Raw genomic sequence first — 11685 nt, 5'->3', positions numbered from 1 at the left:
TTTTAAGGGCAAGTCGCGCAAAACCACACATAGTATAAACCACAAAACCATAACAAATGAAAACGCTAAAAAGAATCACTGGAATTTTATTGTTGACCTCGATCTTCATTCTTTCGTCATGTAGCAAAGATGAAGGACCCGTAGGCCCTTCGGCTTCCGACTTAAATATCACCATCGATGAGAATCCAACCAACGGAACCGTTCTAGGTACGATCGGCACCAACCTCTCAGGAAGTTTAGTATTTACCATCACATCACAGACGCCCACTGGGGCGCTGGCTATTGACACTGACAGCGGAGAACTGACTGTGGCTGATGCATCAAGATTTGATTTCGAAAGCACTACAACGGTTGAGGCCAATATTTCTGTCGCCAATGCCTCAGAAACCGCAACCGCTAGCGTACAGATCGATCTAAGAAATATCGACGATATCGCCTTCTTTCTAACAGCTTCTAGAGCTTCTTATGTAAATGCAACCCCAGGAGAGTGGATCGCAGTCACCCAAGAGGAGTATGACGCTTTGGCCAACAGCCTGAACGAGGTATCCAAATGTGCTACTACAGATGCCGACTACAATTCTACAACTAGCAGTGTAAGAAATACCTCGCTTGGCTATACTTGGGCGAATGATGATGGCGTTAATATTCCCAATGCTAGTTATGTATTCGCCATTAAATATCGTGTAAATAGTACTACTGATATCGATGGCACACAGATAAAACAATCCAGCACCGATATTGCAGATGGGTATACGGACCTTGGCGGCAGCTTGCCAACCCATTCTGGAGGCATCAATCATTTTGTATTAAAAGGAAGTGATACCCCCACCACAGATACTGGTTATCTTGCCATCTATTCAGCTGGCGGCATCTCGTGGAATACGACTGGAGGTCCTTATCGATATGCCAATGAAAACGCCAACACTTTGCCGCTTACTGTGAATGCGACCGTGTTATTCCTATATCAGGGATTAAGCACCACACAAAAACAATGGGATTGATCGTTATTTGAATTGCTAACAGTCCAATCACCAAGGGGTAAGTCGAAACAGTTGTCGCTGTCTCGGCTTACTTTTTTCTTTATTCTATTCCTTTATCAACTTTCCTGAAATTACTTGGTCTTTGTTCCTCACCTGATAAAAATAGACTCCAGCGGACCAAGTACCGATGTCAAAGTGAATACTATCATCTAACTCATGAACGATCCTGGCATTCACTTTTTTACCAGCCGTGTCATAGAACTGGATCTGTTCAAAAACAAATTCATTTTCAAAAGAAATGCTCAGCATGTCCTTTACGGGATTTGGATATACACTTACTTTTTCATCTGGAAGAAATCCTTCTACTGACAAGGTCGTGTCGTTCGCCGCCCATAGTACGGCATTTTCCATCATCGTTCGAAAATCACTATTTCCATTATAATCACCACTATTATGACCTAAGGCCGTATAAAAGGCCCTAAAACCACTGATAGAAGTTCCATTGACGACCATGGAGGTTTTGTACCAGGTGATAGGTCTGGGAGCATCGTACGAGTTGGAGCCTGTACTTCGAACGCGCAGAAGAACGTTGTTGTCTGTGCTAAGTTGACCTCCATTGAGTTCCCAATAATAATATTCCTCATTTTTATTCCAAGTTGTACCTAAATGCGAAACCGTTGGATGCGTCGTATCTTCGACATCCATGGTAGCATTGAAATTGTTGCTGGTATGATTGGGGCTTGTTTGCACAATAGCCCCGACAAGTTCGTTATAGAAAGGCCAAGAGCCATCCCGATAAGTGTCGGTCGCTGCATGGATCCCGACAAAACCGCCTCCGCTGGTGATATAGTTTTCGAACGCCGTACGTTCGCTTGCATTAAGTAAATTGTTCCCAGAGGTATTGCACCAGACCACCACGTCGTATTGCGCTAGATTGGTAGCATTGAACACATTGGAGTTTTGCGAATTATCTACCGTCCAGCGATTGTCTATGGCGCCTAAGTCTTCGAACATTTGAATCCCAGCATTGATGGACCCATGCCTAAACCCGTTGGTTTCATGATACACTAAGACCCTGTATTGCGCGAAACAAAGGTTGGAAAGGGCCATTAACAAAAGAAGAAGTTTGATTTTCATAGCAATATAGTTTATTGATATACGCTATAAAAATTCAAAAAGGATCATATAGTCCTCAAAACTTCGTGCTACTTCATGGTATCCAAGATCAAACGAATATCATTGTCCGTGGTATGCGGATTGATAAAACAAAAGCGTGCGACCGTTTCAAAGCCATCCCTTGTACGCCATTTAGTAGGTGTGACCAAGGCGATGCCTTCTTTGTGATTCTTGTAGGTCCAGTTGCGATAATCTTCGGGCTCCCAGCCCAATCTTCTGAAAAGCACACAGGAAAGACTAGGATCTCGAACCAATTCGACATGATCATCTGCCTGAATCATCTTTCCTGCCAACTGAGCCAACTCGATTCCCTTTTCTACTGCCCAACTATATTTTTCGGTACCATGCATGGCCAATGAGAACCATAAAGGTAAGCCACGCACCCTTCTTGTTAGCTGAATTTGATAGTCTGCAGGATTAAATCCTTTAGCGCCCTCATCTTTAAAGATCTCTAAATAAGATCCTTCTTGCTCGTGTGCTTTCTTTGCAAGCTCAGGATTTCTATAGATAATGGCTCCACAATCATAGGGGGAGAACAACCATTTGTGTGGATCGATGGTGATGCTGTCTGCTTGTTCGATTCCGTTGAACTGCGCTCTTACCGATGGTGCAGCCAGTGCTCCGCCTCCATAGGCGGCATCTACATGAAACCAAATGGCCTCTTTGTTACAAACAGCCGCTATTCCCTCGAGGTCATCGATAATACCGGCATTGGTCGTTCCTCCAGTGGCCACTACAGCAAACAGGCGCTTTCGCTCTTGTGGAGATAACCCCTTGATGGCCTCTTGCAGCTCGTTGCCTTTTAGTTCTTCTTCGGAATCTATAAGAAGCACATCGGCATCGATAACTTTAGCCATGGCCTTTATGGAAGAATGTGCTCCTATCGAAGTGATCATCAGTGCTTTTTCTCCAATATTACTTTCGTCTTTGGCACGCCAGTGCTCACGTGCGGTGACCATTGCCGATAGGTTGGCAGCGGTACCGCCGCTAGTGAAAACGCCGAAGGCGCCGGCGGGTAGCCCTGTCAGGGATACAAGCCATTGCATGGCTTCATTTTCTGCGAAAATGCCGCCGGCGCCTTCCATCCAATAAGCACCGTGAACACTACTGGCCGAAGTCACCAGATCGAACATGATCGCCGCGCGCGTAGGTGCTGCTGGCACAAAGGCCAAATGTCTCGGATGATCGATGGGAACCGTCGCCTTTGCCAAAACATCCCGAAATAATTCGAAAGCACGTTCGCCCCCAATGCCGTTGGAAGTGATCGTATCGCCCACCAATGCCCTTAACTCCTCATATTTCTTCGGTTTTCCTAATTCTGGAGTTCGGTGTGTGATCCTATTTATGGCATATTTCATCACATCCAATGTCATTTCTACCAGATCTATATCTACTGCATGCATGCTCTTGTCCTTTTTAACAAAGGTATTACCAATTATCATCAAACGAAATCGGCCTAACGAATATATTTTGAACAAGTCCTATAAACGCCTCTTTTTCAGTAATTTTGTAATATTCAACACCAATCACTTCAACCATGACCATCCTTGAATCCTTAAAAAAGTATCGCATCACCTTATTGCTTTTTGTCCTTATTTTTATTTCATTACAACTGCTAGCTGGATATTTTAGAAATTTGGCCAAAGACATCGCTGCCACTTCTTTCCAACCCTATGAAGATAATGCGACCCTCTACTCGGCCATCGTTGAGAAGGGAAACCTCCCCGAAATACAACGTGCCAAGACCTTAGAAGTACTTGCCATCGCTGATGGTCACAAAAAGCATCACGAAGAAATAGCTTTGAATACTTTTAGATTTCGATACATGACCGTCACCATGTTGATGATCTGCTCGATTCTGGTGGCTGCGCTCTTGCTCTACATAACACCCAAAGGTTGGAATCAGATAAACGATAATCTTAAGGCTGTCTTTTTACTCCTCGTAGCGCATTCTGCTTTTTACGGCGGCTCCTCGGTGGTCTATGGACAAGAAGCCACTCTTGAGGATAATGTGAATCAATATGTGACTTTCGACAACATTCAGAAGGGGCTTATTACCAGTGTGATAAGATATCAATTGGGAGATAGCATTGCGAGAGACACCTTGATCATACGATTGAATCGAAATATCGCAGCCACCAACGAAAAAATCATGATGGCCAATGATATAAAGTTCAACTTGCAAGAATATAAAGCCACAACAGAAACGCTTAAAGAATATCTAAAAGATGTCGGACAATAGCCTATTATTAAAGTTTAAAAATCCGTAACTTTATACAGCAACCAACAACTTCTAATAACCATGGATGTTATATTCGCTTCCATTATCAAAGACCTGAAAATTGCGCTTAAAGACAAGTCGCATCCCTATAGATACTTTACATTGGCAACCGTTGGATTCAACAATACCCCACGATTACGTACGGTCGTTCTCAGGGATATGGACGAAGATATGAATATGTTCATTTATACCGACCGTAGGTCAAAAAAGATCACCCACATCACTGAGAACAATAAAGTGAGCCTTCTGTTCTTCAACCCGGAAAAATCGCTTCAGGTAAGTGTGAAGGCGACAGCTCATTTGGTTAGGGATGACCAAGAACTATCCCTACTTTGGAAAAAGATACCTAAAAAAGCTAGAAAGGACTATACGACTTCGGTATCCCCAGGACAGGAGATCAAAAATCCAGATGAAGTGGATTATTTAGACACGATCAGTTATTTCTCCGTCATTAAGATACGTCCCGAAAAAATAGAATATCTGCATCTGAAAAATCCCAATCACATCCGCGTGGAATTTAGGAAGACCGACGATAATACTTGGAAAGGAAATTATATTGCTCCTTAAAGGGTGATGACCCGAAACATTCCTTCCAGTGGTCTCAACTCCTCAAACAGAGCGTCGAAAAGACCATCGCCATATTCCAAATACATTTCTGAAAAGTTGACGTTGCGCTCTTGTAGACTTTGAAAGGGAAACAGTTGCTCTTGTAGATCGGTCGCTCGGGTAATTTCGTCCTTTAATTTCCGCTTCTGAGCCTTCAACAATCGCTTCTCTAAAGCATCCAATCCCTTTAATTGCTTCACTTCTTGGGCCTTTACAGCCCCTATGAACGATTTATCCGTTTGTTCCGCCAAACGGTACATCTCCTCGAATTGCTGCTGTAAATGTTCCTTTTGCCTAGAAAAATCGATTTCGATATCACTGATCTCTCTCACTCTGCGGTTGATGAAGGAATGACGATCTAAAAATAAACGTTCTATGGGCAAGTTCAGTTTTTGAAGCTTTTTTACCTGCTTTTTGGATGCGATGAGTGCGCTATTCCGCAGCAATAACATGGGGAGGGGTACTTTGAAAGCCTCGAACATCGCCTTTAATTCTAACCAATAGGCCAACTCTCCGCCACCACCAATATAACATAGGTTTGGCAGGATCACCTCTTGAAATAGTGGTCTTAGGATCACATTGGGCGAAAATCGCTCGGGATGGTCTTTGACCGTTTTCAATAGTTCCTGTTTTGTAAATCGAATAGCTGTGTCATTCACTACAAAATCACCCTCGTTCTCAATGATCCGCTCGCGAAGTCCCGCTTCCAAATAGAACAGGTTGATCTCGCGAGGATTCACTTGAACTTTATAGTCATCTGGAAGTTGGTTGAGTCGATCAACAGTTTTAGAAGTTTCCTCAAAAGACACCTTTCTTGTAAGTTCTGCCTTGACATAAGGAACGAACAGCTGTTTTAAATCAGCGTCGTCACCATCGACAATGACGAGTCCGTGTTCTCCAAAAAATTCATTGGCCAAATATCTTGTGGCAGCGGCCAAATCATCATGCGCCAGATAGCTATTCTCAAAAAGCTCCTTTAGCCTTTCTGCATTGTCTCCGATTCCCAAGTCTTGCGAGAATAGGGCAAAGACCTCATCAAGACCCTCGGTAGTCAACCTCCCGACCGCCCCTTTGGAACTTCGGTTCCACTGAAATTTCTTTCCCTTGAAATTGAAGTTATTGATCTCCTCAAAGTCGTGATCCTCTGTGGCCATCCAATATACAGGCACAAAATGCTGATCAGGGTATGCTTTTTTCAACTCCTTCGTAAGGTTGATGGTAGCGATGATCTTATACAGAAAATACAACGGTCCGGTGAACAAATTCAGCTGATGTCCGGTGGTTACGGTAAATGCGTTGGAGTCTTTAAGCAACTTGATATTTTCAAGGCTCTGTGGGGAATTATTTTTTACAGATTTGTGCTGTTTCAGCAGTGCCGTGACCAAAACTTCTCTGGTTTCGGTAGCGAAAGAAGCCTGCTTTTCTGCGATCTGCCCTTCAAAATTTTCAATCTTGGGAAACCGATCATAAAAAGGCCGTAGTGTCTCCTTTTGGTCTAAATAATCACAGATGAGTGCAGAAAAATATCCTGTTTCTTTAAACGGAATACAGTCACTTGGCATAGCTAGTCGTTCAAATTTCATGTAAAGATACATTTCTAGCAAATTCCAATTCCCAAAAATTCGTTAAGATGCCTTTTCCTGTTAAGAAATCCTTAGATTTGAGTTACAATAAAACAGATCATGAGAAGCATTTCATTACTATTTCTTTCCTTGTTATTAACTGTGGCAACGGTCGCACAATCGGTAAAATCGCCAGATGAATTTTTAGGCTATCCCCTCGGTACCCAATTCACTCGTCACCATCAGGTAGTAGATTACTATCGCTATGTTGCTTCGCAATTGGATAACGTGACCTTAGAGGAATATGGAAAGACCAATGAAGGTAGACTGCTGCAAGTGGCCTATGTTTCTTCTCAACAAAACATAGATCGCCTTGAAACGATCAGAAAGGCCAATCTCAGCAATGCAGGTATTGAAAATGGTCCAAAAAATGATGATATCGCTATCGTCTGGTTGAGCTATAATGTTCATGGAAATGAGAGCAGTAGTACAGAAGCCTCCATGAAAACATTGTACGAGCTGGTCTCCAAAAAACAAGCTTGGCTAGCCAATACGCTGGTGATCATCGACCCCTGCATCAATCCAGATGGACGCGACCGCTACGTTAATTGGTATAAGCAGGTACGAAGCCGACCTTATAATTCCACTCAGGCCGCAAAAGAACATCATGAGCCTTGGCCTGGTGGAAGACCCAACCATTACCTTTTTGACTTGAATCGCGATTGGGCATGGGCAACACAAGTAGAGACGCAACAACGCTTGAAAATTTATAATAAGTGGTTGCCTCACATCCATGTAGATTTTCATGAACAAGGCATCAATGAACCTTATTACTTCGCACCAGCAGCGGAGCCCTTTCATGAGGTGATCACCAATTGGCAACGCGATTTTCAAACACAGATCGGGAAGAATCACGCCAAATATTTCGATAAGGAAGGCTGGCTTTATTTTACTCGTGAACGCTTCGATCTATTCTATCCAAGCTATGGAGATACCTATCCAACCTATCTTGGAGCTATTGGAATGACCTATGAACAGGCAGGTCACGGAAGAGCAGGATTGGGCATCATCAATGACGAGGGCATTGAGTTGACATTGATCGATCGTATAGCGCATCACACCACTACCGGATTGTCTACGGTAGAGATCTCGTCCAAGAACGCTGCAAAACTCAATACGGAGTTTAGAAAGTTCTTCGCCACTAGAAATGCGAGATATAAAAGCTATGTGCTTCGTGGAAATAACGATAGACTCGCCTCGGTTAAAGAGTTGCTGGACAAACACGAAATACAATACGGTTATGCCAATGGTGGCAGAGTCAGCGGTTTCGATTATATCAAAAACACGACTGGAAGCATGAATACCACCTCGAATGATCTGGTTGTATCTACCAATCAACCAAAAGGGCAAATGGTAAAGGTATTATTTGAGCCACAATCCAAGCTCGTTGATTCCTTAACTTATGACATCACTGCCTGGGGATTGCCGTATGCCTATGGATTGCAGGCGATCGCCTCGCAGGGTCAAGTCAATGCCCAGAAAAAGCAGGTCACAGCTAAAAAAGATATTGCTGCCCCCAATAGTTATGCCTATGTGTCCAAATGGAATAGCGTAAAAGATGCGGAATTTCTTGGGCAACTCTTACAACAAGGCATCAAAGTGCGATTCACTGAAGTTCCATTCACTGCAGAGGGAGCGGACTATGACCGCGGTTCATTGATAATCGTGCGTGGAGACAACAAGCATCTCGGAGGTTTCGACAAGGTCGTTATTGATATCGCCAACGACCTTGACCGTTCTATAACACCGGTGAAATCTGGCTTTGTAGATAAAGGCGCCGATTTTGGATCGCCCAACGTTAAATTAGTGAACAACAATCGTGTGGCCATCTTAAGTGGTGATGGCGTTTCTTCGCTGAGTTTTGGTGAGATCTGGCACTTCTTTGAAACACAACTGCACTACCCATTAACGATTCTGGATACAAGCTATGCTAGCCGCATTGATCTAAGCCAATTTGATGTATTGATCATGCCCAATGGCTGGTATGGAGATTTTCTTGAAAAAGACCAGCTCAATGGTCTGAAATCATGGGTTAGAAATGGCGGCAAACTCATCGCAATCGGGAATGCCTTAAAGAGTTTTGCGGATAAGGAGGGTTTCCAACTTAAGAAAAAGAATGGTGACAATGATGAAAGCGAAACCAATCAATTATTATCCTATGCGCAACAAGAGCGCGACTATATCAAGGAACTCATCACCGGAAGTGTCTTTAAGGCGAAGATCGACACCACGCATCCCTTAGCCTTTGGATATGAGGATCACTATTTCACCTTAAAACTACACGGCAGCGCCTACCAATTTTTGAACAGCGGTTACAATGTCGGTTATTTAGGAGATAATGCGCGTCCGGTTTCAGGATTTGCAGGGTCCAATGTGGTAAAAAAACAAGAGAATTCCCTTTTATTCGGTGAGGAGCGCATAGGAAGCGGCAGTATGATCTATATGGTAGATAATCCGCTGTTTAGAAGTTTTTGGGAGAATGGAAAGCTCTTTTTGGCCAATGCCATCTTTTTTACCAATAATAATAAATTTAGGATATAAAAGTTGAGCGCAAGGTCATTCATTATATGAAATTCCGACAGGCAATAGCAGACGATATCATCTCGATCGTGAAAATGATCACCGACGATAAGTTGGGTAGCCAGCGTGAAAATTTTAAAGTTCCACTCCCGAAAGCATACAGGCAAGCTTTTGAGAAGATCAGCAATGATCCCAATCAGGAGTTGATCGTGCTTGAAAGCGAGCATCAAGAAATCATAGGAACACTACAATTATCCTTTATTCAATATCTCACCTATCAAGGAGGTATCAGAGCACAGATCGAAGCCGTAAGAGTCAGGAAAGACCATCGGGGACTTGGTCTTGGCAAGAAAATGTTCGAATGGGCCATTGCACGTGCAAAAGAACGCGACGCTCATGTATTACAACTTACCACGGACAAAAAAAGACCCGAGGCGATCAAGTTCTATGAAGGCTTAGGCTTTAGACCCTCCCATGAAGGCATGAAACTGCATTTTAAATAAAAAACTGAGCTGTTGCCACAGTTCTTTTAAAAATCACGCACAACTCCTATCTTTAGGGGATGAATAATTCTAGAAAAGCATGTGTTATTGGTGCCGGCCCTTCAGGCATCACGGCTATAAAAAACTTAGTGGATCAGAACATTGAGGTCATTGCCTATGATCGCAATCATGAGGTTGGGGGTAACTGGATATACTCCGAAGAAGAAAGTCATAGCAGCGTTTTTGAGACCACGCATATCATAAGTTCCAAGACGCTATCCCAGTATGATGATTTTACCTTTGACGATTTTGATAGGAGCGTTGCCGATTATCCATCACATGACGAGTTAAGAAGATATTTTCAGGCCTACGCCAAACATTTCGATCTCCACCAATATATCCAGTTCGGCACGCTGGTAAAACATTGCGAACGAATCGATGATAATTCCTGGGAGGTGACCACCGAGAAAGACGGAATTTCTCATACAGAAATCTTTACCGACCTCGTCGTTTGCAACGGTCACCACTGGCAACCACGCTGGCCATCGTACCCAGGGACCTTTACTGGCCAATATTTACATTCGCATCACTATAAGAAGGCCGCTCCTTTTAAAGGTAAACGGGTGCTCGTTATCGGTGGCGGAAACTCTGCCTGCGACGTCGCTGTAGAAACGAGCAGGGTGAGTAAAAAGACCGTGATTTCGTGGAGAAGAGGGTATCGCATCATTCCAAAATTCATCTTTGGACTCCCCACAGATGTATTTGCATCTCGCACCAACTGGCTCCCCTTAAAGCTACGTCAGTTTCTAAATGATAGAATGATGAATCTCCTTCTGGGAAAAAATGAACTCTATGGCTTACCAAAGCCAGAGACTAAAATTGGAGAGACCCACCCAACGATCAATGATGAGTTGTTATACAAATTACGTCATGGCAAAGTGCACCCAAAAGGTGATATCGAACGTTTTGAAGGAGAAATGGTGCATTTTAGGGACGGGTCAAAAGAAGCGTTTGATTCGGTGGTTGCTTGTACTGGCTTTGTGCTGACACATCCCTTTTTCGATAAAGAGTTTATCGATTATAGTGAAGGGGATGTCCCATTGTATTTGAAAATGTTCCATCCAGAATACCAAAACCTCTACTTTATCGGTATGTTCCAACCCTTGGGTTGCATTTGGCCTGGTGCTGAGTTACAAAGTAAGATCATGGCCCGAGAACTCGCCGGAAAATGGCAACGCCCAAAGAATATTAAAGCCTTATGTGAACGCGAGGTGACCCACCCTCATTATAAGCAAATCGCCACTCCAAGACATACCATCACCGTAGATTATGGCTTATTCAGAAAAAGTTTGCTGAAACATTTACCAAAAGACTACATTTCGAAGCAGCCCAGAAATCAATTTACCGAAGCCTCTTAGATCAATTGTGTATGATGACCCATCCGATAGAGAAATTCAACCAATGGTACAAAGAGGAGTTGGTAAAAAGCAAAGCTAGCATACCCTCTGCTTGCTGCCTTTCGACCCTTGGTCTGGACGGCTTTCCCAATGCACGTTTCCTTTCGCTAAAGGAGGTGCGGCATGGGAACTTTATCATTACCGGTCCGTTGGGATCCTTAAAAGGTAAAGAAATAAAGGCCAAGCCAGAAGTGGCCCTTACCTTTTGGTGGGAAGCTACCCTACGACAGATCCGTGTTCAGGGCATCGCTTCGGAAATTTCTTCCGATTTGGCATCTGTGTACTTTGATGAGCGCAACCAGGCTTCCAAAGTAGTGAGTCTGATCAGTGAACAAGGAATGGAGATCAAAGAGATCGATCAATTAAAAGCGATATTTTTTAACAAGTTAAAAGAACTTGAAAACGAAAAAATAGCTAGACCAAAAGATTGGGGTGGTTTTAGCATTGCTCCTACCCGGATAGAGTTTATGGAGTTCAAAGAAAGTAGATTTCATCTTAGAGAATGCTATACCATCCAAGAAGACAGTTGGGACGCACAATATATTCAACCTTAAAATCGAT

Annotated in this window: 10 protein-coding genes; 7 read left to right on the top strand and 3 right to left on the bottom strand. The window is 43.3% G+C overall.

Going from position 1 to position 11685, the window contains the following annotated elements; translation table 11 throughout:
• Positions 1-56: 56 nt before the first annotated feature.
• The gene (locus ACFQ1M_RS03490) at positions 57-1001 is read left to right on the top strand and encodes a cadherin repeat domain-containing protein (protein ID WP_386403929.1); all 945 of its coding nucleotides are present in this window, start codon (positions 57-59) and stop codon (positions 999-1001) included.
• 84 nt (positions 1002-1085) lie between these two features.
• Here ACFQ1M_RS03490 and ACFQ1M_RS03485 read toward each other — a convergent pair whose 3' ends face one another.
• Positions 1086-2117, bottom strand: coding sequence for a ThuA domain-containing protein (locus ACFQ1M_RS03485; RefSeq protein ID WP_386403926.1), 1032 nt, complete (start codon positions 2115-2117; stop codon positions 1086-1088).
• 68 nt (positions 2118-2185) lie between these two features.
• Entirely contained in the window at positions 2186-3559 is a 1374-nt protein-coding gene (locus ACFQ1M_RS03480) for a pyridoxal phosphate-dependent decarboxylase family protein (RefSeq protein ID WP_386403924.1), read from the bottom strand.
• Positions 3560-3693: 134 nt separating this feature from the next.
• Here ACFQ1M_RS03480 and ACFQ1M_RS03475 point away from each other — a divergent pair, with 134 nt between their 5' ends.
• Complete coding sequence (locus ACFQ1M_RS03475) at positions 3694-4398, top strand: hypothetical protein (protein WP_386403921.1); 705 nt, start codon at positions 3694-3696, stop codon at positions 4396-4398.
• A 60-nt stretch (positions 4399-4458) separates the two neighbouring features.
• Entirely contained in the window at positions 4459-5004 is a 546-nt protein-coding gene (locus ACFQ1M_RS03470) for a pyridoxamine 5'-phosphate oxidase family protein (protein WP_386403918.1), read from the top strand.
• Here ACFQ1M_RS03470 and bshC read toward each other — a convergent pair.
• Entirely contained in the window at positions 5001-6605 is a 1605-nt protein-coding gene (gene bshC, locus ACFQ1M_RS03465; RefSeq protein WP_386407050.1) for a bacillithiol biosynthesis cysteine-adding enzyme BshC, read from the bottom strand. The two genes, ACFQ1M_RS03470 and bshC, sit on opposite strands and share 4 nt — an antisense overlap.
• Positions 6606-6725: 120 nt before the next feature.
• Here bshC and ACFQ1M_RS03460 point away from each other — a divergent pair, with 120 nt between their 5' ends.
• Genes ACFQ1M_RS03460 through ACFQ1M_RS03445 form a run of 4 tightly spaced genes read left to right on the top strand, consistent with a single transcriptional unit; the run spans position 6726 to position 11678 of the window.
• Entirely contained in the window at positions 6726-9206 is a 2481-nt protein-coding gene (locus tag ACFQ1M_RS03460) for a M14 family metallopeptidase (protein WP_386403915.1), read from the top strand.
• 26 nt (positions 9207-9232) lie between these two features.
• Positions 9233-9688: a GNAT family N-acetyltransferase gene (locus tag ACFQ1M_RS03455; protein ID WP_386403912.1), complete on the top strand. Its 456-nt coding sequence runs from the start codon at positions 9233-9235 to the stop codon at positions 9686-9688.
• Between the two features lie 59 nt (positions 9689-9747).
• Positions 9748-11085, top strand: a complete 1338-nt coding sequence (locus ACFQ1M_RS03450) for a flavin-containing monooxygenase (RefSeq protein ID WP_386403909.1) — start codon at positions 9748-9750, stop codon at positions 11083-11085.
• A gap of 11 nt (positions 11086-11096) precedes the next feature.
• The gene (locus tag ACFQ1M_RS03445) at positions 11097-11678 is read left to right on the top strand and encodes a pyridoxine/pyridoxamine 5'-phosphate oxidase (RefSeq protein ID WP_386403906.1); all 582 of its coding nucleotides are present in this window, start codon (positions 11097-11099) and stop codon (positions 11676-11678) included.
• Positions 11679-11685: the final 7 nt, after the last annotated feature.

Source organism: Sungkyunkwania multivorans (assembly GCF_042675645.1).
GTDB lineage: Bacteria > Bacteroidota > Bacteroidia > Flavobacteriales > Flavobacteriaceae > Sungkyunkwania > Sungkyunkwania multivorans.
The sequence above is the reverse complement of the archived record's forward strand: the minus strand, read 5'-3'. Positions and strand labels throughout refer to the sequence as shown.

What these genes read in the sequence shown, in the direction of transcription:
- ACFQ1M_RS03490 (WP_386403929.1), top strand. Translation starts at nt 57, where the DNA reads ATGAAAACGCTAAAAAGAATCACTGGAATTTTATTGTTGACCTCGATC.
- ACFQ1M_RS03485 (WP_386403926.1), bottom strand. Translation starts at nt 2,117, where the DNA reads ATGAAAATCAAACTTCTTCTTTTGTTAATGGCCCTTTCCAACCTTTGT.
- ACFQ1M_RS03480 (WP_386403924.1), bottom strand. Translation starts at nt 3,559, where the DNA reads ATGCATGCAGTAGATATAGATCTGGTAGAAATGACATTGGATGTGATG.
- ACFQ1M_RS03475 (WP_386403921.1), top strand. Translation starts at nt 3,694, where the DNA reads ATGACCATCCTTGAATCCTTAAAAAAGTATCGCATCACCTTATTGCTT.
- ACFQ1M_RS03470 (WP_386403918.1), top strand. Translation starts at nt 4,459, where the DNA reads ATGGATGTTATATTCGCTTCCATTATCAAAGACCTGAAAATTGCGCTT.
- bshC (WP_386407050.1), bottom strand. Translation starts at nt 6,605, where the DNA reads ATGCCAAGTGACTGTATTCCGTTTAAAGAAACAGGATATTTTTCTGCA.
- ACFQ1M_RS03460 (WP_386403915.1), top strand. Translation starts at nt 6,726, where the DNA reads ATGAGAAGCATTTCATTACTATTTCTTTCCTTGTTATTAACTGTGGCA.
- ACFQ1M_RS03455 (WP_386403912.1), top strand. Translation starts at nt 9,233, where the DNA reads ATGAAATTCCGACAGGCAATAGCAGACGATATCATCTCGATCGTGAAA.
- ACFQ1M_RS03450 (WP_386403909.1), top strand. Translation starts at nt 9,748, where the DNA reads ATGAATAATTCTAGAAAAGCATGTGTTATTGGTGCCGGCCCTTCAGGC.
- ACFQ1M_RS03445 (WP_386403906.1), top strand. Translation starts at nt 11,097, where the DNA reads ATGATGACCCATCCGATAGAGAAATTCAACCAATGGTACAAAGAGGAG.